16 protein-coding genes and 3 pseudogenes are annotated in these 22,813 nt (G+C 41.5%); 10 read left to right on the forward strand and 9 right to left on the reverse strand.

Annotated elements, in window-relative coordinates; genetic code table 11:
* The first annotated feature begins 5 nt into the window (after positions 1 to 5).
* The 3 genes from ACU8V8_RS17495 (at position 6) to ACU8V8_RS17505 (ending at position 2,574) form a co-directional block, all read left to right on the forward strand.
* The gene (locus ACU8V8_RS17495; RefSeq protein WP_446888349.1) at positions 6 to 863 is read left to right on the forward strand and encodes a putative metalloprotease CJM1_0395 family protein; all 858 of its coding nucleotides are present in this window, start codon (positions 6 to 8) and stop codon (positions 861 to 863) included.
* 146 nt (positions 864 to 1,009) lie between these two features.
* On the forward strand, positions 1,010 to 1,738 hold the full coding sequence (locus ACU8V8_RS17500) for a hypothetical protein (RefSeq protein ID WP_446888350.1): 729 nt from the start codon (positions 1,010 to 1,012) through the stop codon (positions 1,736 to 1,738).
* A gap of 68 nt (positions 1,739 to 1,806) precedes the next feature.
* Complete coding sequence (locus ACU8V8_RS17505) at positions 1,807 to 2,574, forward strand: outer membrane beta-barrel protein (RefSeq protein ID WP_446888351.1); 768 nt, start codon at positions 1,807 to 1,809, stop codon at positions 2,572 to 2,574.
* A 65-nt stretch (positions 2,575 to 2,639) separates the two neighbouring features.
* Here the strand turns inward: ACU8V8_RS17505 and ACU8V8_RS17510 are convergent.
* The 4 genes and pseudogenes from ACU8V8_RS17510 to greB all read right to left on the reverse strand — a co-directional run bounded on the left by ACU8V8_RS17510 (position 2,640) and on the right by greB (position 6,694).
* Positions 2,640 to 4,974, reverse strand: a pseudogene (locus tag ACU8V8_RS17510) (Tex family protein).
* Between the two features lie 157 nt (positions 4,975 to 5,131).
* Positions 5,132 to 5,713: a CBS domain-containing protein gene (locus ACU8V8_RS17515; protein WP_446888352.1), complete on the reverse strand. Its 582-nt coding sequence runs from the start codon at positions 5,711 to 5,713 to the stop codon at positions 5,132 to 5,134.
* Between the two features lie 46 nt (positions 5,714 to 5,759).
* Positions 5,760 to 6,071 carry a hypothetical protein gene (locus ACU8V8_RS17520; protein ID WP_446888353.1) on the reverse strand — a complete coding sequence of 104 codons (312 nt, stop codon included), beginning with the start codon at positions 6,069 to 6,071 and terminating at the stop codon, positions 5,760 to 5,762.
* 143 nt (positions 6,072 to 6,214) lie between these two features.
* Positions 6,215 to 6,694 (reverse strand): transcription elongation factor GreB, encoded by a 480-nt coding sequence (greB, locus tag ACU8V8_RS17525; protein ID WP_446888354.1) that lies wholly within the window; start codon positions 6,692 to 6,694, stop codon positions 6,215 to 6,217.
* Positions 6,695 to 6,885: 191 nt separating this feature from the next.
* Between greB and ACU8V8_RS17530 the strand changes: the two genes are divergently transcribed.
* From ACU8V8_RS17530 to envZ, 3 genes are read left to right on the forward strand one after another with little or no spacing between them, the layout of a single operon-like run.
* Entirely contained in the window at positions 6,886 to 7,443 is a 558-nt protein-coding gene (locus ACU8V8_RS17530) for a response regulator (RefSeq protein ID WP_446888355.1), read from the forward strand.
* Positions 7,443 to 7,604: a winged helix-turn-helix domain-containing protein gene (locus ACU8V8_RS17535; RefSeq protein ID WP_446888356.1), complete on the forward strand. Its 162-nt coding sequence runs from the start codon at positions 7,443 to 7,445 to the stop codon at positions 7,602 to 7,604. The genes ACU8V8_RS17530 and ACU8V8_RS17535 overlap by 1 nt, the downstream gene beginning before the upstream one ends.
* Positions 7,605 to 7,610: 6 nt before the next feature.
* A complete protein-coding gene (gene envZ, locus ACU8V8_RS17540; protein WP_446888357.1) occupies positions 7,611 to 8,915 on the forward strand; it encodes a two-component system sensor histidine kinase EnvZ in 1,305 nt (434 codons plus the stop codon).
* Here the strand turns inward: envZ and ACU8V8_RS17545 are convergent.
* From ACU8V8_RS17545 to ACU8V8_RS17560, 4 genes and pseudogenes are all read right to left on the reverse strand, one after another.
* Positions 8,912 to 10,078 carry an NAD(P)/FAD-dependent oxidoreductase gene (locus tag ACU8V8_RS17545; RefSeq protein WP_446888358.1) on the reverse strand — a complete coding sequence of 389 codons (1,167 nt, stop codon included), beginning with the start codon at positions 10,076 to 10,078 and terminating at the stop codon, positions 8,912 to 8,914. The two genes, envZ and ACU8V8_RS17545, sit on opposite strands and share 4 nt — an antisense overlap.
* A gap of 4 nt (positions 10,079 to 10,082) precedes the next feature.
* A complete protein-coding gene (locus tag ACU8V8_RS17550; RefSeq protein WP_446888359.1) occupies positions 10,083 to 13,088 on the reverse strand; it encodes a LodA/GoxA family CTQ-dependent oxidase in 3,006 nt (1,001 codons plus the stop codon).
* 68 nt (positions 13,089 to 13,156) lie between these two features.
* Entirely contained in the window at positions 13,157 to 14,563 is a 1,407-nt protein-coding gene (locus ACU8V8_RS17555) for a hypothetical protein (protein ID WP_446888360.1), read from the reverse strand.
* A gap of 279 nt (positions 14,564 to 14,842) precedes the next feature.
* Positions 14,843 to 16,887 (reverse strand): annotated as a pseudogene (locus ACU8V8_RS17560) (glycoside hydrolase family 97 protein).
* Positions 16,888 to 17,069: 182 nt separating this feature from the next.
* Between ACU8V8_RS17560 and ACU8V8_RS17565 the strand changes: the two are divergent.
* Both ACU8V8_RS17565 and ACU8V8_RS17570 read left to right on the forward strand, forming a co-directional pair.
* Complete coding sequence (locus tag ACU8V8_RS17565) at positions 17,070 to 17,693, forward strand: methylamine utilization protein (RefSeq protein WP_446888361.1); 624 nt, start codon at positions 17,070 to 17,072, stop codon at positions 17,691 to 17,693.
* Positions 17,683 to 18,903: a hypothetical protein gene (locus ACU8V8_RS17570; RefSeq protein ID WP_254911188.1), complete on the forward strand. Its 1,221-nt coding sequence runs from the start codon at positions 17,683 to 17,685 to the stop codon at positions 18,901 to 18,903. The genes ACU8V8_RS17565 and ACU8V8_RS17570 overlap by 11 nt, the downstream gene beginning before the upstream one ends.
* Before the next feature lie 53 nt (positions 18,904 to 18,956).
* Here the strand turns inward: ACU8V8_RS17570 and speE are convergent, their stop codons facing one another.
* On the reverse strand, positions 18,957 to 19,820 hold the full coding sequence (gene speE, locus ACU8V8_RS17575) for a polyamine aminopropyltransferase (protein ID WP_446888362.1): 864 nt from the start codon (positions 19,818 to 19,820) through the stop codon (positions 18,957 to 18,959).
* 209 nt (positions 19,821 to 20,029) lie between these two features.
* On the opposite strand from speE, the gene speA reads away from it, so the two are divergent.
* Both speA and ACU8V8_RS17585 read left to right on the forward strand, forming a co-directional pair.
* A complete protein-coding gene (gene speA / locus ACU8V8_RS17580) occupies positions 20,030 to 21,907 on the forward strand; it encodes a biosynthetic arginine decarboxylase (RefSeq protein ID WP_446888363.1) in 1,878 nt (625 codons plus the stop codon).
* Between the two features lie 25 nt (positions 21,908 to 21,932).
* A pseudogene (locus tag ACU8V8_RS17585) lies at positions 21,933 to 22,811 on the forward strand (acyltransferase).
* The last annotated feature ends 2 nt before the right edge of the window (positions 22,812 to 22,813 follow it).

Genomic DNA, 22,813 nt, shown 5'->3' on the forward strand with positions numbered 1-22,813 from the left:
TAAGCATGAATATTGTCACGCCATTTCCAAATGTAAATATAAACACCGCAAATGTTTATACGGAAACTGCTCGGCGTGACAACCAGCTACGTGAAGTAATCCCCCCTCCTGCGGCCACAAAACCAAGCAATGCTGAAAATAAAGCGCTTGGTGATAATGACAAGGCCAAACAACCCGGCACCTCTGAAAGCGTTACTTACGATTCTAAGGGGAAGGTTGCTGACGAAACGGTTGTTCAAGAACGTGAGCAAGGGGAGCAAAACCCTGAACAACAAAGTGAAGAACAACAAAAAGAAACTAAAAAAGAGCAACAAACAGCCGAGCAAGAAGAGTTAGACGCAACACAAATATCAGAGCTAAAAGCACGGGACACTGAAGTGCGTGTTCACGAACAAGCTCATGCATCTGTAGGTGGTCAGTACGCAGGCTCACCGAGTTATGAATACCAGCGCGGCCCCGATGGACAGAATTATGCGGTGGGCGGCGAGGTTCAAATAGATGTTGCCGAAATAGAAGGGGATCCACAAGCTACAATTGAAAAAATGCAAACCGTACGTGCAGCAGCACTTGCCCCTGCTGAACCTTCAGGCGCGGATCGAGCTATTGCAGCAGATGCCACACAAAAACTCGCAGCAGCGCAAGCAGAGTTAACGACGCCTGAAAATGACGATGAAAGCGACGGGGCTAGCGGCGCAACTTTTAAAGTCAATAGTAACAATGAGCAAGCCTCATCGACTTCAAATTCTGAAATCGCAACAGCTAAGCGTGACGCCGATGTTGACGCACGAGCAGGGCGTATAGCTCAATTCTACCAAGGCGCTACATCTCCTTATGGACAAGCAGGGTTTTCGGCCACTATTTAGTTTAAGCCGTAAATTTCTATTGCCTATTAAATAAGACTCTCTATTAAAATAATTTTACGTTTGTTTACACTATACTGCTTTTTATGTTGTTAAGAACATTTCTAATTGTTACTTTTCCTGCGATTTTTATTAAGGAAGACAATTAAATGAAATATGCAGTATTAGCAGGGGCTTTATCACTTTTCTCAATCACCGCCGCAGCAAATGAAATATCACTTTTAAGCTATGATTATGTTGAAGCGGGCTACGCTAAAATGGACGTAGATGATATTGATGAGCTTAGCTTTGATGGTTATGTTGTAAAGCTTAGCAAGCAAGTGAGTGATAATTGGTACCTAACAGGTTTATACGCCAGTACATCAGGTGATCTTTTTGAGAGCGAATCGATGGATTATCGCGATCTTTATCAAAATGGTGATTATGTTGGCACTTCAACCTTGTATACAGAATCAGGTTTAGACATTGAAATTACGCGCTTAGAGCTTGGTCTAGGGTATATCCAGCAGTTATCAGCAGTGACCAATTTAGATTACAGCATTAAGTTGGGCAGACTGAAGTTCGAATCGGACAATACTTATTTATTTGAAGAAAGGTTTAACGGGGCAGTATTTGATTCATATTCTGATGGTGATTCAGAGTCAAACAGTGCGGATATTCTGTCTGCTAATGTAAAATTAAGACACTTATTAACCGAGCAATTCGAAGTAAATGCAGGTATTGGTTACGAGCGCTTGCACGATGATGAAAGCGAAAATAACTTAGTACTTCAAGCGGGCTTTAACTTTGCTCTGACTGAAAAAGCAATTTTAGGTGCATCTTATCGTTATGTTGATGAATATGCTGACATCGCGGCGACGTTACGCTTCTACTTTTAATCTTGAAATAAAAAATTAAAATCGTCGCAAATAGATTTTGTGGCGATTTTAGTATGGAAGACAATTAAATGAAATATGCAGTATTAGCAGGGGCTTTATCACTTTTCTCAATTACCGCAGCAGCAAACCAAATATCACTTTTAAGCTACGATTATGTTGAAGCAGGCTATACAAAAACTGACATTAAAAGCAATGATAAAACGGACCCTGACAGCCCAATGTATTCTGGCTACGATGGGTACGTTATTAATCTTAGCAAACAACTTTCTGAAAATTGGTACGTTACAGGCTCGTATTCTCAAAGCCGTGTTGATTATTCTAGCACAACTACATTTACACCACTTCCAGGTGGGTCTAATATGACAGGTTCTTACCATGAAACAACGGATATGAGTTTAACTCGTTTTAATGTTGGCTTTGGATACATTCAACTTTTTTCAAGAGAAACTTCTGTTGACTATGCCCTGAAATATGGGAAAAGTAAGGTTGAAACTGAGGAAACATTTGTACAACGGCTTGAATCTGATGGTAATTTTTTTGATGTTTCAAAAGGATACACTGAAAGATCAGAAACAGCTGACTCCTTTGAAGTAACGGCACAAATTCGACATTTATTGACCGAACAATTTGAAGTAAATGCAGGCATTAGTTATGAGCGTTTACATGGTGTAGGAGCTGGTTATGTACGTTTGCATGATGCTGAAAGTGAAAATAACCTCCTGTTAAAAGCGGGTATAAATTATGCAGTCACTGATAAAATAACGTTTGCTGCTTCCTACAGTTACACTGATGAATACGCTGATATCGCAGCTGCAGCATTTCGTTATTATTTTTAAAGAAAATTTAAATAATAGAATAGCAAACACCACAAAGTAGGCTTTGTGGTGTTTGTGTTTACGCGTTATTTTTTCACTTTTGCATTGGCGAAGGCGTCTGCAAAGGCATTACCCATCATAGCATTACCGGTGTCGCGTTTTGGCTTAGCAGCACGAGGCTGGTGATTATTGCCACGAGCATTATTTTGCGGCTTTTGCTTAGCTGCAGGTGCCGGCTTATTGCTAGTGTCAATATCATCGTCTAAACGCATGGTAAAACTAATACGTTTACGTGCAGCGTCGACTTCCACTACCTTTACTTTAACAATGTCGCCGGCCTTAACAACTTCACGCGGATCAGAAATAAACTTATTCGTGATCGCTGAAATATGCACTAGGCCATCTTGATGTACACCAACATCAACAAAGGCACCAAAGTTTGCAACGTTCGACACTACACCTTCTAAAATCATACCGGGTTTTAAGTCAGAGATTTTTTCAACTCCGGCTTTAAATTCAGCTGTTTTAAACTCAGGGCGCGGGTCGCGACCGGGTTTATCGAGCTCGCTAATAATATCGGTCACAGTTGGTAGGCCAAACTTGCCGTCGATGTAGTCGTTTGCAACAAGCTTATTTAATAACTCTGAATTACCGATAAGGCTGTTTACGTCTAAGTTATTTTGCTCACAAATACGCTTAACAACAGGGTAGGCTTCAGGGTGAACGGATGAGTTATCGAGCGGATCTTTACCGTTACTGATTTTTAAGAAACCAGCCGCTTGTTCAAATGCTTTTGGCCCTAAGCGCTCTACTTTTTTAAGCTCTGAACGTTTAGCAAAAGAGCCATTAGCATCGCGATAGTTAACGATGTTTTGCGCTAAGGTTCTATTTAACCCTGATACGCGAGTTAACAGCGGTACAGAGGCCATATTTAAATCAACGCCAACGGTATTTACACAATCTTCAACTACTGCAGTTAGGGTTTGCCCTAATTGACTCTGTGATACATCGTGCTGATATTGCCCTACACCAATTGATTTGGGCTCAATTTTAACCAGCTCGGCAAGTGGGTCTTGTAAGCGACGGGCAATAGACACAGCTCCACGTAGTGATACATCTAGATCCGGAAATTCATTGGCGGCAAATTCAGAGGCTGAATAAACCGATGCCCCCGCTTCGCTGACCATGATTTTATTGAGTTTAAGCTCTGTGTTTGCTTTGATGAGCTCAGCGACTAGTTTGTCTGATTCACGCGATGCGGTACCGTTACCAATGGCGATTAGCTCAACTTTATGCTGACGACATAGCTGCTCAAGGGTGCGTAATGATTTATCCCAATGGTTTTGTGGCGCATGTGGGAAGATAGTTTGTGTTGCTAATAACTTACCTGTGCTATCAACTACGGCAATTTTACAGCCAGTACGCAGGCCTGGATCAAGTCCAAGTGTTGTGCGAGCGCCAGCAGGTGCCGCCATTAATAAGTCTTTTAAATTTTTAGCAAATACATCAATCGCACCCGTTTCGGCTTTTTTCGCGCATGGCGGCTAAAAATTCGTTTTCTAAATGTAGGCCAAGTTTTATTTTCCATGCCCATTGCACCACGGTCATTAACCATGCACTGGCAGCTTGGTTTTTTATATCAAGGCGGTAATGATCGGCAATCATAATGGCGCAAACAATAGATGGATCTTCAGCGTTTGGCTCAGGGTTAATACTTAATTGTAAAATACCTTCATTGCGAGCACGCAGCATAGCCAGTGCACGGTGAGATGGTATTTTTTTCAGTGGCTCTTGATGCTCAAAGTAATCTCGGTATTTTGCCCCCGCTTGCTCTTGGCCTTTAATGATACTTGCCTCTATCTGACCATGTTGGCTGATGTGACTGCGGAATTTTGCTAATAATTTAGCATCTTCAGCAAAGCGTTCCATCAGAATAAACTTAGCCCCATCAAGCACCGCTTTATTATCGGCAAAGCCAGCATCACTGTTTATAAACTGGCTTGCTTGCTGCTCAGGATCAAGGGTTGGGTCTTTAAACAGCGCATCAGCTAGTGGCTCGATGCCTGCTTCAATCGCTATTTGACCTTTAGTACGGCGCTTTGCTTTATAAGGGAGATATAAGTCTTCAAGCTCTGTTTTGCTCGCTGCATTATTTATATCTGCTTCAAGGGCTGTGGTGAGTTTATTTTGCGCTTTTATCGTGGCTAAAATAAATGTTCTACGTTCTTCTAATTCACGTAAGTAAGATAAGCGCTGCTCTAATAAGCGTAATTGGGTGTCATCTAAACCACCGGTTACTTCTTTACGGTAGCGAGCAATAAAGGGAACGGTTGCCCCTTCATCAAGTAATTTAGTTGCAGCAACAACTTGTTGCTGTTGAGCATTTAGCTCAGTGGCTAAACGTGCAGAGAGTGTGCTCATGCATAAACCTTTTCAAACGAAAAATAAAGCCAGTATTACTTTACTGGCACAGTAAGACTAACTGAATAATATCACAGTACTAAGCAATGGAAAGGCCTTAAAAGCTGAGCTTTTAAGGCCTTGTTAAAATCACTGACACAACGCGGGGAAAGAGATATTAATGGGGATGTTCAACATGCTCCAATACTTCACTAAAAGTATGGGCAATTGGGCTAATATGCAGTGGAATTTGCAATGTTTTAGTAATTTCACGTGCTGATAATAAGCCGCATATTTCGTTATCAGCGGTCGTGACTAACAAAAACATAGTGCCATGATGCTCCATGGTTTGTAAGGCATCACCAATACAGGCATAGCTTAAGCTTTGCATACTGACGCCAGTTAATTGCGTTAGCGGAGTCATTACATGGCGTAAACTAATATCAGCACGGTTTACATTTAAACGTTGTGCTAACACCATGATTTTTGAGCTTTGCAAATCTGCACTTGATACAATACCAATAAGCTTTTCGCTATCGTCGATTACTAAAATGAAGTCAGTATGCTGGCTGCTGGTTTTTTGTAGAGCCTCTATGATACTGATGTCGTAATGAGCGCGCAGTGGATCTTTTTGGGTAAAGTTATTTACCATTTTTAAAGCCGGAGAAGTTAGATCAATTAGCGGCTGAGTGTCACTATACACATGAGATAACACGCCTTTTGATACATCTTGAGTACGTAATTCTTTGAAATTAGCCATAGTAGTCACCATTCTTATTAAATTTAATATTTTTTAAAGCAATGAATTAAATAAAGTAAGTAGGTGGCCCTCGTACTGAAGCACGATTAAAAAGTGAGGCTAATTGTGGTATCACATAATGTGAAATTGTGGCTTCAGGGAGTGGTTGAAACGCCCCAAAATAAAGTGCGTTGGCATGAGTATCTATGTCAACGTCAAGGCTAGCTTGGTCGGGAATATCACAAGCAATATAATGGGCGGTTGGGGTAGAAAGCTCAGTTGAATTATCAAAGTCATGGGCAAATACGGTCAAACTCACACTCATTAAGAGTGTAAATAACACGGCATTATTAACTATGCGATGCATTAAGTTTGACATAAAACGACCTTCCAATTACCACCTCAAGTGCAAAATGCTTTACTTGAGTAACACTATTTATAGTCTACTAATACACTTTAGACAATCAATAATTAACCTTATCTGAATTATTCTAGCTTAAAGTTCGCTAAGTACTTGCTTGTTTACTTTGCTCCTGGGTACTCAATACTATTGACGTACCATTCTTTTTTCCCTTGTGGGGTTGTGACATAAAATTCGTCATCTACTTGCTTTTTAAGTAGTGCTCGCGCCATCGGTGAGTCAATCGAGATGTAATCTTTACGATCATAGATTTCATCGGGGCCGACAATTCTAAACTTGAGTATTTCGCCTTGTTCATTTTCGACTTCTACCCATGCCCCAAAAAACACTTTACCTGCTTGTTGCGGTGAATAATCAATGATTTGTAAATCAGGCATGCGTTTACGCAAATAACGTACGCGGCGGTCTATTTGTCTAAGCAATCGTTTATTGTATTGGTAATCAGCATTCTCAGATCGATCTCCTAAACTAGCTGCCCAACTAACAATTTTAGTAACTTCAGGGCGCTTCACATTCCAAAGGTGGTCGTGCTCTTGTTGTAGTTGTAAATACCCTTCGCGGGTAATTAGATTCGTTTTCACTGTTGTTGTTTACTCTGTTGTTGAATGCCGTGGCAAGGTATAAAAAACCACTTATCTTGTCGAGTGGATTTTACGCCAGTTAGCATGTTTGAAATGTTGTGTAACAATCTAATCAATCAATTCATTTTTTATTAGCTTAGTTTTCATTTATATTAACCATTAACAAGTCAAAAACAACAAGAATGAATGTTATGGGACACGAAACCACAAAAGTACTAGTCGTCGATGATGATATGCGATTGCGCAGCTTATTAGAACGTTACTTGGTTGAGCAGGGGTTTATTGTACGCAGCGCTGCAAACTCTGAACAAATGGATAGGTTATTAGAGCGTGAAAACTTTCACTTAATGGTGCTCGACTTAATGCTGCCAGGTGAAGATGGCTTATCTATTTGCCAGCGTTTACGCCAAAAAGAAAACGAAATCCCCATTGTTATGCTGACCGCGAAAGGTGATGAAGTTGACCGCATCATTGGTTTAGAGCTCGGTGCAGATGATTATATCCCTAAACCATTTAACCCGCGTGAATTACTGGCGCGTATTAAAGCTATTTTACGCCGCCGCTCTAAGGAAGTACCAGGTGCGCCCGCAGCAGAGGAAAACGAGATCACATTTGGTGAGTTTTCGTTGAATCTCGCTACGCGAGAAATGACCCAAGGTGATAAAACCATGTCATTGACCAGTGGGGAATTTGCGGTGTTAAAGTCGTTAGTGACTCACCCCCGGAACCGCTTAGCCGCGATAAGTTAATGAATTTAGCCCGTGGCCGTGATTACAGTGCACTAGAGCGTAGCATCGACGTGCAAGTATCGCGTCTGCGTCGTATGATTGAGGATGATGCTGCCAACCCTCGTTATATACAAACCGTGTGGGGTCTCGGTTATGTTTTTGTTCCTGACGGTGAAAAATAACCGTTTATGAGTATGTTTCCCAAAAGTGCATTTGGCCAAACAGTGTTTTTGGTGGCAGCATTATTGCTGATCAACCAAGTTGTTTCATACATTACTGTTAGCCTTTACGTGGTTAAGCCTACAATTGAGCAAGTAAATCTCATCCTCGCGAAACAAGTGAAAACCGTGTTTATTGATTGGGAAGATGGTGTTGAAATTAGTGATGAAGTATCAGCTAAGTTTTTCGAAATTACCGGCATTGAAGTAATGACCCAACGCCAAGCTATGTCTCAAGGGCTTGGGCAGACACGTGAGTACCCTATGTTATCGCGCAGCATGTCGGAGCAATTAAATGGCTCTGCCCGTGTGCGTATTAGCCAAATAGGCCCATTAATATACTGGGTTGAAGCCCCACAAGCGCCGGGTTTTTGGGTAAAAGTACCCCTCACAGGATTTAAAGATAACAACTTAGAGTTTTTAACCTTCTATTTATCGAGCATTGGCTTCTTGAGCGTTTTAGGTGGCTGGTTGTTTGCCCGTCATTTAAATCGGCCATTAAAAGCATTGCAGCAAGCGGCTGTAAAAGTTGGCGTTGGGGACTTTTCTACTAAACTGGAAGAGCATGGCTCAACTGAAGTCATAGAGGTAACACGAGCGTTTAACCAGATGTCGCGAGGTATTGCTGCACTTGAAAATGACCGACGTTTACTGATGGCCGGAGTATCACATGATTTACGTACACCACTTACACGCATTCGCTTAGCCACTGAAATGATGTCGGCGGAAGAAGATTATCTGCGTGAAGGTATTATTTACGATATCGAAGATATGAATGCCATTATCGACCAATTTATTGAATATTTACGGCATCATAAACGTGAAGAGCTAGCATTCGAAGACTTAAATGCGATTGTCTCTGAAGTGGTGCATTCTGAACAAAAGCATCAGCGTAATATTCGCTTTATTGAAAATCCAAACCTCGATAGCGTACCTTTAAGTATGGTGGCAATTAAGCGCGTAGTAACCAATATGATTGAGAATGCCATTCGTTACTCTAATGATGATATAGAGGTTGAAACCGCGTTAAGCCCTGATAAAAAATATGCCATTGTAATGGTTAATGATCAGGGCCCGGGTATTCCAGAAAGTGAGCTGGAAACAGTCTTTGAGCCCTTTAAACAAGGTGATGCAGCCCGAGGCAGTGAAGGCAGTGGGCTTGGTTTAGCTATTATCAAACGAATTATTGATATGCACGACGGAAAAGTAAAATTAGTAAACCGGCCAGAAGGCGGCTTGAGTGCGCAAATTTATTTGTTATTAAAGCAAAGCTAGCTATGTAGGAATTCATCTTGTAATTGACGCCGACACCAAAATACGTGGTTTGACCAGCGCTGTTCTTGGCTATAGAAGTAGTGTTGGTGATATAAGTATTGTTGCCAGATTAGCTCAATTTGTCGCTGATGTGTTTTGTTGAAAAACTGTTGAGTATCGTTACCAATAAATTTAATAATCTGCGATTCGTTAATTAATTTTGCTAGCTGCATTGCGCTAGCCATCGCATTAAAAATTCCTTGCGATGATAATGGATCGAAGCTGATGGCTGCATCACCTAGTGCAGCCCATTGTTGTCCGCTAAAGATCTTTAAACGAGTTGAGTTGGCACTAACAATTCCCTTTAAATTTAGTGCACTTTCATTACCAACCAATAATGAGGCGAGCTGCTGCTGGCATTGCGCATGCTTAATAAATAACTGTACATTTCTGTGTAGCCCCTTAGTAATTAAATCAGAGTCTGTCTGAAATGCAATGACACGCCGCTGTCTTGGCAGAGGGGCGCTATACCACCAGCCATTGTTAGTTGCACAAATACTACCAAGTTTGTTTTGGGCAATATCAGGCATGGTGGCCCAGCAAGAAATCAGCCGATCCGTTTGTATACGTGTAGTGTACTTTTTAGCGAAATGTGCTTGGCGCCCTGATGCATCAATCACAAATTGTGCTGCAATATTGATATTTGGTTGTGTATCAGCTGTAGCTAAAGAGATTTGCCACATCCGGTTGTTGTAATGGCTATTATTGAGTTTAGCTGGCCAAATACACGTTACGCCACGCCGTTGTGCTTGTGCGCGTAAAAAGACCTCAAAAGCTTGCCTATCTAACCGCCAACCACTTCCGTCAGGGTTATTTAAATTGTCAGCAATATGGATTGCTTCTTGGCCCCAGCTTATTTTCATACCAACATTGTGCAAATGGTTTGCGGCACTTGAGTTACTGGTCAGTTGACTTTCAAACTCAGCGAGTAAACCCAATTGCTGTAAAATACGCCTAGCGGCAGGGGCTAAACATTCGCCAACGCGTTCTTCTGGCGCTGTTACTTTATCAATTAATATAACATGATACGTATCACATAAAGCGAGTGCTGCTATACATCCAGCGACACCAGCCCCTATGATCACAACATCTGCTTGACGCTGAATATGCTCGTGCAATGGCATATTTTTAGCGCCCCTTGATACGATGGAAGCGGTTCGCTTTTTCAGTCACGCCTAAGTTCGTTTGTCTGCGATGTGAGGAGTGTTCAGCGCTGAGGCTTGCTTTAGTATGATGCATAGCTTTACTAGCCAAGTTGACTAACCCTTCACTTTGCTGGTTGTGCGGCAATATACCAACCTGCATCGCGCTGGGAAATTGTGTATTTCCTATTACGCCGATATGAGGCTGGACAATAGCAAGTTCAGCAAAGTTATCTATCATACTATTGATTTGGTTTGTATAAGTGGCGGGATTGCCATGTAAAGGTAAATCATCAAGCCAGTCAGTTCGATAAGCGAAAGCCTGTTGACGAGTACTGTCAGATAATGAGGTATCAAGCACTTGTTGATAACGGAACTGGCTCATAATTTGATTTGGCACTCGAGCAGGCCAAAATGTTGGTAAAAATGGATCATACTCAGAACTATAACCATCTCTACAACTCGCGGTATCTGTTTGCCAAGGAACAGCCATCCAGCGGGTAATACCTCCTGCAACTTGACCACCAAATAAAGGCCCTTGCGCTAAGGTATAAACATCACTGTTCATGACGGGGCCATAATAATATCGATCACTTTGTAAATCAGCTGTGGCATGCTTTAATCGAAATGGCGACATATACATACCTGCGGTGCGCATTGGCCAAGTCATTTCACAGCCAGGATGAAATGCGTCGGCAAGGCAAAACTCCATCGCACCGCGGGTTAATAATTCTGGTTGTTCGGACACAGGGTAATCGTCAATAGTTGGCACGTTCGCGTGTGCAGGGCAGTGCGACTTTGGTGTAAAATCATTTATAAAGTCACCTTTAACCCATTGATCTAAAAAGCTCAATTGTAAATTAGATAAGGTTGCATGCTGACGTACAGAACCTGTTGGAGGAATGCTTATAGCATCACCGTACAGCCAAGGCCATAGTTGTGGGGCTTGAGCACCAGGCACATCAAACCTACGAAAGTTGTTGCTCAAAGTGCGACGTAACTCTTGATAAGCAGGCGAGGGGTCGCTGAGCTTTGTTAGCCACTCTTCGCTGGTGTAATTAAATTGCCCACCCCAACCAAATGCACCTGCGAAACCATCATTAACCCATTGCAAGTCAGTCATTCTGTTAAAGATGGGTTGAATGTCATTACAAAATGATGGGCGCTGTGGTCTTGCTAACATGCCGGCATCCACAGCAACGTCACGCATTAAATCCCACATTGTTCGCACTGATTTTTGCATTGGAGCATAATCTGGTGGCGCACAAATTACCCAAGCGGGTTCAACTCGTAATGCGACACCTTGATATTCAACTTCAGCGGTAATAGGGCCATCAGAAGTATCATCATACCAACCTTCATTATTGGCAAAAGTAATAGCAATATCGCCGTTAATATTACGTGAAACACCGTGGCCACCAAGCATAACTAAACGGCCTTTTTGATCGCTGCGCATTTCACCTAAGTAAACTTCTTGATCCATAAAGTGGCCGATAAATTCATGGTTAGATTTGACGTTTTTACGGCTTAAACAGTGTTTACCACCGTTGATTAGTAATTTACTACGATCAGCTACATTGTTATTACGTAGTAACGATGGTGGTGCATCCGCGGCTTCTGGGATATCCAAGGCAATTTGAAACTCGTACCAGGAGGCTTTTTGATTTGCTAATTCAGCATGCCAAGTAATGTCTGCATTATCGAGGGTTAGTTCTTTTATGGCTTTCCCTGCGGCATTAAAACCGTATATTCTAAATTCAGCAGCTTGGCGTTTTAGTGCGCCGGTTTTATCTCGATAACTGTTTTCATCGCTGTGTGCTATTGGCAGTGGCTGTTGTGGGCCGATAAAGTATTCTGTTTTGCTATTGCCTACGCGCATGACTCCAATCGGCGGGTAAATACCTGCGTAAACTATGCATTCGGAATCAGTATCTTGATTCTGCTGCGGATTGAAATCGCTCAGTTGTTTAGGTTCTTGTAATTGTTGACCATTAGCGCAATGACGAGCGTGAGCGCTGGCTGCATAAGCTGATTTTCGAGCGAGTGCGATACTACCTAAAGGTTCGTGAGCGGCTAATGTGCGCCAAATGTTAAAAGAAAGATTACTTCCTAACTCAGCTTGTCCTATAGCAGTAATATTCTGCTGAGCTAAATGCAGTCGTGCGATACATATATAGGGGCTTTCCTTTGTACTCCATAGCGCCTGAGCATCATCTAAAGGCATTGTTTTGGGATTACTTCTTAGCTGCACTTCAAACCGAAATGTGGCTGAGCTTTGACGTAAACGACGCTGTAAATCTAGGGCAAGATAGTTGTTATCTACACTAGGTGCCCCAAGCTCACTATCCTCTGGGACTAAGCGATATTTTACAATTTGCTTATCGCCTAACTTGAAAGGTAATATAGCCCAATATTTTGCGCTTAAACAACTGGCTTCTACTTTTTGCATTGCCTCAAGAATATCAGCTGTTTGTTTGTTTTCAGGATTATTTAAGTAGGCATCATAGTTTTTGTCAATTACGCCTGCTGTTGTAAATTGGCACATTTGTTGCGCATTTTTGGTGAAAAAACGATTCATGTTTTGAAAAATAAAATCAGCAGTTTCACCTTCACCAATCAACTTAGGGCCTTCCACTTTAAATAGCTTTATTGCCAGTCCCAATGTACTGTGTAAATCTGGCGAAGCTGGCTGGGTGTCACTTGAAAAGCGCACAGCACATTCATATTCTTTGCCTGCAAAAATACCAACTTTAAACTGTTGAGCAATGTCTGAGTTAATTTCCAATTTACCATATGCAATACCATGTTGCTTCCTAAATACTGCCCGTTGAGCCGGGTTTTGTCCTTTGTCAATAGTGGGTATTTGCCCTAGGCCGACAAACATTTCGGTTAATCGTTGGCAAGCCAATTCAACATCTTTATCATTTGACCAACACGGTACATTGTTAGCAGTTATAGAGGCGTTTTCATTCTTTGTTGTTTTTTTAGTCATCACTTTATTCCTTATACAATTTAGGGGCTCTCGATAGTTTGAGCTGAAAACCTATTTCCGTTCGTTGATCACGGTTTTTTTGTTTGCACATTGAGCTGTTGATTGCTACTGACTAATTTTTCAAAGTTATTAAAAATATGGCTAACGGCCATGGTTGACTTACCTGCACTGATACCGTGACACGCAAAGCAATTATTGGTTGAATAGTTAGTGGTTTGATTTGGATCGCCATAGGTTTGGGTGTAGGTTTCTAGCGTTATATTGGCCAGTGCAAGTGAACCACGTAACTTGTCGTTAGCGTTAGGTGGGACAATATTGCCGCTAATGCCGTTACTAAACTGATAATCCTGAGTACTTAACCAAACACTACCGGCATAAAAATAATGCTGCCAATGGCTATCCTGCGCAGCTAGCCCTTTATAAACACTATGGTTTAGTTGCTGAATATTATTGAAGTTCTCCGCATCTTGGCTTTGCTGAGCTGCTGTTGCAAGGTGGATATAGGGGGCGCCGTTAGGTACGCCAAATTGGTAAAGTCTAAATGTATTGGTGGTGCTTTCAGCTGAAGGATAGCTCAGGTGAGCATCTCCTGCGGTGGTGTTTTTTCGATAGAAAATAAAATTATCACTATCGCTTACCACTTTATTTGCATCGTAATCGGTATCGACCTTTTTAAACGCACTCGTTGAGCCATAATAATCTGGTGTTGACGCTTGATGCTCAAAAGTGGCCCAAATAAATTCTGGGTGATTTTCTACCACGCCAACAACATGCATGCCAATTAATGCAACTTTGCTGCTACGTATGGTTTTATTATCGGCTTTGATCAATGCTTGGTGTGTATAAAACTGCTCATCTATTTCTTGCTCAGAATAAAGGGGGCGTAATTGATCGACTTCTAGCCAAGCAACCTTTAATTCAACCGAGCCAACAGCAAATTGATCACTGCTAGTGATAGGCGTTTTAGCTGCTGACTTGATAAATTCACGGTTTATATGTATTGAATAATAAGCTGGTTGATCACCATATTTTGTAAAGAGTTTGCCATGGCTACTACCTGCTTGAGTAGTATCTTCTAAAATTAACTGAGCGCTTAATTTTAGGCCTGCTGGGTTGAGTAAATCATTCCAGGGCTCAAGGTAAGGCATCATTTCGTTATTTACTTGTATGTAATCACCACCAAACATGACTAGTTGATTGGTGTTTTTATCTATTTGAGTTAAATACAGAAACTTTTGCCAAGACCACTGATGAAAATTACAGTTGGTAGATTGATCTTGTCCATTTACCCATGCAAACGGACTGTCTTTGCCTTCTTTTGGTGGTTTAACTGGAGACTTAAACCACTGTGCTTGAGCACTGCAGTTTGCTTGTGTAGCATATTGAGCCGCAGATTTTCCCGTTGCATAAGTGGTGAACGAGCTTAAGCAGAGCAATACCACTGCGGCGGTTTTAACTGGCTGAAAACGTTTCATTATTATGTTCCTACAGTTGCTAATTGAGCTAATCATTTTTATTAGTTCAAAGTAGGTCACTACAGGTATTAAATCTATTACACGACATTGCAGCAAATAGCTAATAGCGAGTTATTCAGTATTTAGGTTAATCAAGTTGAGTGCTTTATTAGAGGGGGATTAATAATTGTGGTGTTGTCGCTCGGTTTTAATAAGGAATAACTATTAACTTAGTATTAACTATGAAATGAGTAAGCGTGAGTAATGGTAATGCTCACGCTCACAGATTATTTAAGTTTGTTATTGCAATGCTTTAAACCTAATGGCTGTGCCACCACTCGTCGCTAGCTTTAGCGATAATGTATCTTTGCTGTCACAATACGTTGTTCAATCTTGATATCGTAAGGGTTGTTTTTCCACTCTGCCTTATCGCCATCGCGGTATATATGTGCTTCGAATACTTTGCCAGGCTCTAAAAAGTCGAGCTTAATATCTATTGTACGAGCTTGCTCATCGGTGACTGCGCCTAAGTACCAGTCATTACCAGAATAGTTGTCGCGTTTGCGCTCTTTACGTGCAAACACTACGTAGTCGCCAACTTCACCTGCCAATGCGATACTTTGTTGCCAATCAGTCGGCACGTCTTGAATAAATTTAAACGCATCCGGTTTTGCTAAGTAATTACGGGGTAAGTCAGCAGCCATTTGAATAGGGCTATACATCACTACATACAAAGCCAGTTGTTTAGCTAGGGTTGTTTGCGGACGGTTAGTATCAGCGCCTAAACCATTAAAACCCATATCAAATATGCCCGGGGTAAAATCCATAGGGCCCGCTAACATACGAGTGAAGGCAAGCATCGGAATATGTTCTGGTGGGTTAGGTGGCGTGCCCCATGCATTAAACTCTTGGCCGCGAGCACCTTCACGAGCAATCCAGTTTGGGTAAGTTCGGCGCAGGCCGGTGTCTTTAATTGGCTCATGGGTATTAATACTGAGTTTATGTTTAGCGGCCAGCTTTATACTGTGTAGGTATTCGTTAACCATAAATTGACCGTCATGCCATTCTTTTCGAACAATACCATTTTCGTCAATGCGTTTTATGTTACCGCCATCTGCGACGTAGCCTGTCTTTACTTGGTTAACGTTAGATTTTTCATACAGCGCGTAAGCATCTTCCATTTGATTACGGTAGTTTGTAACGTTACCTGAGGTTTCGTGATGGCCTATAAACTGCACACCTTTTTGTTTACTGTAACGAGTCAGTTCGGCGATATCAAAATCATCATAAGGTTTGGTAAAGCTAAATACATCGCCATTGAAGAACCAATCACCGTCCCAACCAATATTCCAGCCTTCAACGAGTACCCCATCAAAGCCGTATTTAGCTGCAAAATCCATATAGTACTTAGTGTTTGCTGTGGTAGCGCCGTGTTTTTCACCGCTGCCCCAGGTGGTTTCATTGATATGCATACCCCACCAAATACCCACATATTTACCTGGTTTGACCCAAGATACATCGCCTAATTTGTTTGGCTCATTTAGGTTTAAAATTATATCTGAATTAATCAAATCAATGGCTTGTTCGCCAATTTGTACCGTACGCCATGGGGTATTAAATGCACCGTATTTTTTAACTGCGATGCCGTCAGACCAAGGTGTTAAATCAGCTTGTAATGTACCTGGGCGGCGCTGGTTGAGTACCATACCGGCGTAATCAACTAGTGCTGCTTCGTGAATACTGATATGCACACCGTCAGCATTTTTAAATGTGAAAGGGGTGTGCACAAGGGCTGCATCTTGTAATGGTGTGGTGTTGTAAACATATTCGTAGCGATTCCAGCCTCGCGCGGGGATCCACCAGGCTGTGGCTTTATCCGCAGCGGCAACTGCAAATTCTGTGAGTTCTTTGGTTATTTCAATGTTTTCAAAGCCAGCTTGTTTAGGTACTTCGTAACGAAAACCTACACCACTATCAAATGCTCTGAAACGCACTGTGTACGTACCACCATGAGGGGTTGGTTTACTAAAAGTAACTGCAACTTCATTATGTTGATCAACAACCGTTTGACGCTCACCCCATGGTTGCTGCCATTGGTCATGTACCTGTTCACTCGCAATGTTAGTGATTGTGAAACCTTCATCAAATGCTGCTTGCTGCTTAAACTCAAATCCTAGGGATGAGTTTTCAATAACATTTTTATTGTTAAAGCTGATTGAATAATGAGGCGTGGTATTTTGATCTGATATGGTTATTTTGATTTTTTTGTTTGGTGATTCAACAGTTGCTTCTTTAGCGAAGCCACTGCTTGATAAAAGCGCTAGTAGTAGTAAAGGTAATCGCATTGTGTGTCCTTTATGTCTAACTGGGTAAGTTATCCAGAGTTCAGTTAGTTAGCATAAAACGCACGGGGGGGAATTTACGAGGTAGCTACATACGTATTCAATTCAATAATTTTTTAAAATAAGTAATAAAGTATCTATAAAACAGGTCTATACTGGTATGCAAAATAATTAGAATAGCCAATATGAAATTCATCACCTTTGTACTTTTAGCTTTTATTTCAGTTAAAAGCTATGCCGTCACCGTGACAATTTCTGATTTAGATCAGCAAACTGTAGCAAATGTGGTGGCGTGGTTAACCCCGTTACAAGCCTCAGAGAATAAGGCTCGCACTAATCAGTCATTTACCATGTCGCAAAAGGATCGCCAGTTTACTCCGCATGTGTTGGTGGTTGAGCAAAATGCCGAGGTCGAATTTCCTAATTTAGATTCGATTATGCATCACGTTTATTCGTTTTCTAAAAGCAAGGCGTTTGAATTAAAGCTTTATCGTGAACAACCGCAAGTGCCGATCACCTTTGATCAAGCTGGGGTTGTTGAGCTTGGCTGTAATATCCACGATTGGATGCTTGGTTATATAGTGGTTGTTGATAGCCCATTTTATGGCATAACAAACGAGCAAGGCCAGTTTTCTTTTGATGTACCGCCAGGTGAATACACACTTAGTGTATGGCACGAAGGATTTGGCGATATTAGCTCAACAGAGTCGCAAACCGTTACAGTTAGTGATACAGATTTCAACTATCAATTAAAACAAAAAGTAACTCCGCGTATTGCAATTGGTGTAGATGAATTTGATGAATATTAGAGTCGTATTAGGTTTTGCCCTTCTGGCTGTTGTGTCAAATGCCACTGCGCAAGTAAAAGGTTTATTGCAAGTAGGTGCAATAAAAGGCGATTCCTACGCTACTTGGCAAGAAGGTGGTGTAGGGCTTTATCGCTACGACACTGATACCGACGGTATTGTACTTACGCAAGGGTTAATCGATTTTAGAGCCGATATAACAAGTGGTTGGTCTGCGCATGGGGTGATTAATGCCTATCAAGACCCTGAACCAACGCTTGGGTTCAGTCAAGTGTATTTGCAGTATAAACCTCTGACTAGTAGCAAATATAAATGGCATGTTCGCGCTGGTGGTTTTTATCCCTTATTGTCACTAGAAAACCCTGATATGGGCTGGATATCTCCCTACAATTACACGAATTCTGCGATAAACTCATGGATTGGCGAGGAAGTGCGTACTTTGGGCGTAGAAGCAACAATTAAACGCCCTGGTCGCAGTTTTAATAGTAAGCATAGCTTTGCCTTTGTTGGTGCTACATTTAAAGGTAATGACCCCGCAGGTACGCTTTTAGCTTGGCGTGGTTTTGCGATGCATGACCGCCAAACAACACTGAACGAAGAAGTGGCATTTGCCGCTGTTGCATCGCTTGATACGCCTCAACTGCAATTTCAAGCTAATCAGGTTTTGCCGTTTGAAGAGATTGATGGCCGCTTTGGTTATTATGCTGGTGTACATTGGGATTATTTAAAAAAGTCGCAATTTCGATTCTATTACTATGATAATAATGGTGACCCAGCTGCTGTAAATTACAGTACTGGGCAATACGCGTGGGATACACGTTTTGCAAGCGCTGCATGGTTATATAAATTCAATGCTAAAACACGTTTAATTACTCAGGTTATGTCTGGTAGTACGGCGATGGGAGATACACGAGGTGTAGATAACCGTTTTTATAGCCACTTTGTTTTATTGAGCCATAAAATGGCATCTCATAGGCTATCTATTCGTTATGACTACTTTGAAGTAACAGATAAAGACGATTGGGCATTTGATCCAAATGCTAGTCATGGCGAAGGGGTTACAGCAACTTGGCGTTATCAGCTTTCACCACAATGGCAGTTAGGTATTGAAGGGTCTGCATTACATAGCCAAGTAGATAATCGTGCCGCTATGGACATAGCAGAAAAAGTTTCCCAGCAACAAATTAGCCTAAATGCTCAATGGCGTTTTTAGACCAGCATGAAAAAAGCAAGGGATTCTTGGAGCCCCTTACTTTTTAAAACACCTTATTTTTTATCAAAGGCACGCTTCATAAAATTAGGTGTAGCTAATGCGCCGTGGTGAATACCACTGTTATAGTATTCAGTACTTTGAGCAAGCTCACTAGCAGCATCTTCTCTAAAGCCTGCAAATACTTCATCTTTACGTGCTAGCGTCACTGACCATAAACCGCTTGGGTAAATTGGTTGTGGGAAAGGCAGGGTTTGCAAATCCTTAAAGCCTACTTCAGTCATGGCATCGCGCATTTCGACTAGTAGCGGCATGTGCATTAGTGGAGATTCACTTTGTTGTACCATAATACCGCCAGGGCGAAGGGCGTTTAAGCAGCTCGTGTAAAAAGCATGGTTGAACAAGCCTTCACCTGGGCCAACTGGATCAGTACCATCAACAATCACTATATCGATAGAATCACTTGGTAGTTCACGCATATATTTAATACCGTCATCAAACATCACCGTTGCACGTGGGTCTTGATTTGCTTCACATAACTCTGGGAAGTATTTTAGCGACATTTGCGTAACGACTTCATCAATATCTATTTGTGTTACTGCCTCAACACTTGGGTGTTTTAGTACTTCGCGTAAAGTACCGCAGTCACCACCGCCAATGATCACGACATTCTTAGGATTCGGGTGAGCTAATAGTGCAGGGTGACTGATCATTTCATGGTAAAAGAAGTTCTCGCGACTACTTACCATAGTGCAACCATCAATAATCATTAAGTTACCAAAATCTGTGGTTTCGAACATTTCTACTTTTTGAAAAGGAGACTGTTTTTCGTCTAATTTTTTATTAATGCGTAGAGAAAACGCACTGCCGTCACGTTCGCTTATTTCGGTAAACCATTTGCTTTGATCTAAATTTGCCATGTCGCTAGCTACACTTTTTAGTTGAGTATGAAAAAGGGGCAATTCTGCCAGTGGTTGGCGTTTTGCTCAATGAAATTTTATCAGTATAGCGAATATTTTATCCTAGCTTTGGCTTAAAGGTTAATTTTTGTTAGCTTAGCGAGTTATGACGTATTAAAATGCATGATTAAACACGTAATTGCCAACTTAAGAATTAAGAAGAATTTGCCATGACTTGGGGTTTAGACACAGCACGCGCTACCTATAACGTTGCTCATTGGAGTGATGGTTACTTTGATATTAATAGCCAAGGCGAGCTGGTGGCTTATCCTGATGGTGACCAAAGCAAAGCTGCTATTTCATTAACTGATTTAACTGAGCAGTTTAAAAAACAAGGTCTAACACTGCCTGTGTTAGTGCGCTTTACTGATATTTTGCAAAACCGAGTTGATACTCTCACCAGTGCGTTTGGCAAAGCCCGAGATGCGCGCGACTATCATGGTCACTACACCTGTGTTTACCCAATAAAAGTAAACCAGCAGCGTTCAGTCGTGAGTAAACTGTTAGCTCACCCAAGTGGTTTAGTAGGTCTTGAAGCTGGCTCAAAACCAGAGCTTATGGCTATTTTAGGAGTGGCAACATCACCTATCACTATTGTGTGTAATGGGTATAAAGATAGCGAATTCTTACGCCTAGCCTGTATTGGTCAAGCGATGGGCCACAAGGTTAAAGTGGTTGTTGAAAAGCTATCAGAACCGACCACCTTGCTAGCTGAAATTGATGATTTAGGCATTGAGCCAGCTATTGGTATTCGTATTCGCTTAAATTCTGTGGGTAAGGGTAAATGGCAAAATACCGGCGGTGAAAAAGGCAAATTTGGTTTAACTGCGGGGCAGGTGCTTAATGCGGTTGAGGTACTTAAACAACATAATAAATTGCATTTAATGCAAATGGTGCATTTTCATATCGGCTCACAAATTGCCAATATTCGTGATATTCACCGAGCTTTACGCGAATGTTCGCGCCATTTTGCTGAGTTAACCCAATTAGGTGTGCCATTAAATACCGTCGATGTGGGCGGTGGACTCGGCGTTGATTATGAAGGTTCAGGTTCACGCAGTGCCTGTTCAATGAACTACACAGTAGATGAGTACGCTCGCAATGTTGTGAATGCGTTCGCGGAGGTGTGTGAACAGCATGATTTACCACATCCGGCCATTATTACAGAGTCAGGTCGAGCGCTTACAGCGCATCATGCGGTATTAATTACCGATGTTATTGACGTTGAACAAGCGCCAAATCATCTGAACCCAAGCGCACCTGAACCTAACAGTGTATTAGTGCTTGATGAAATGTGGCAATGTTTACAGCGTTTGAATCCGCGTATGGCGCTTGAAATTTATCACGATGCGATGCACTTATTTAGTGAAGCGCATGATCAGTACGTGCATGGTTTAGTAAGCATGTTAGAGTGGGCTAAAATAGAGCAGCTGTACTTTACAATTCTACATCGTGTTCGGGCATCATTAAGTAACGCTCGGGCTCACCGTGAAGTACTTGATGACTTAAATGAAAAACTTGCCGATAAGCTATTCGTTAACTTTTCACTGTTTCAGTCGTTACCAGATGTATGGGGTATTCAGCAGCTATTCCCAGTAATGCCAATTGAGAATTTAGATAAACCATTAACGCAACGCGCCATTATCCAAGATATAACCTGTGACTCAGACGGGCAAATTCGCGAATACGTTGAAGGAGCTGGAATTGAAACAAGTTTACCAATACCGCAATATGTTCCGGGGCAGCAATACCATGTTGCCATGTTTATGGTGGGCGCATACCAAGAGATCTTAGGTGATTTACATAACTTATTTGGTGACACTGATTCGGTGCATGTTGAGTTGAACGAACAAGGCTATCAACTAACAAATGCGATAAAGGGTGATAGCGTTAAGGATGTATTAAAGTTTGTAGACTATGATAGCGAAATTTTAGCCGAGAACTTTGCAGCAACTGTCGCAAAATTAAGTATCAGTGATAGCGAAAAAGCACAGTATTTAGTAGAGCTAAATGCAGGACTTGCTGGTTACACGTATTTTGAAGATTAAATTTGATGAAAGGAATTAAGTAGTAATGTCGATGATTCGCTGTGTGTTTAGTATTTTCTTTTACACCTTAAATACGGTAATTTGGTTTATACCAATCTTTCTTTTTGGCTTAATTAAATTACTGCCAATTAAACCATTGCAAAAAGCGATGAGTTGGGCGGCTAAAAAGTGCGCCTCTATGTGGGTGAGCTGCAACTCATTAAATCAAAATATATTTACACCTTATCAGCTAAATGTAACGGGCCTTGAGCAAGTTCAACTCAAAGATTGGTATTTGATTATTGCTAATCACCAAAGCTGGGTCGACATTTTAGTTTTACAGCGCTTATTAAATCGTAAAATTCCGTTTTTAAATTTCTTTTTGAAAAAGAGCTCATCTATGTGCCGATTCTTGGCTTAGCTTGGTGGGCTTTAGACTTCCCATTCATGACCCGCACCAGTAAAAGCCAGCTTAAAAAAGAATCCTAAACTGCGCGGTAAAGACTTAGAAACAACCCGTAAAGCGTGTGAAAAGTTTAAAGAAATGCCAGTGAGTATTGTTAATTTTGTTGAAGGCACGCGGTTTACTCAAGCTAAGCATCAACGCCAAAATAGCCCATTCCCGCATTTATTAAAACCAAAAGCGGGCGGTATTGCTTTTGTAATGCAAGCGATGGGAGAGCAAATTTCTAAAGTAGTGAATGTGACAATTCATTACCCCGATGGCATACCTACGTTTGTCGATTTTGCCAGTGGCCGGGTTAAAAACATCAACGTGCACGTTGAAGTGTTACCTGTAAGCCAAGAGTTAATAGGCGATTACACCGGGGATTCTGAGTTTAGAGTTGGCTTTCAATCAGAGTTAAACCGTTTATGGCATGAGAAAGAGCAGCAATTAGTAAAGCTTGAGCAACAAGCTAAGTGATC

This window comes from Pseudoalteromonas sp. SaAl2 (assembly GCF_052947895.1).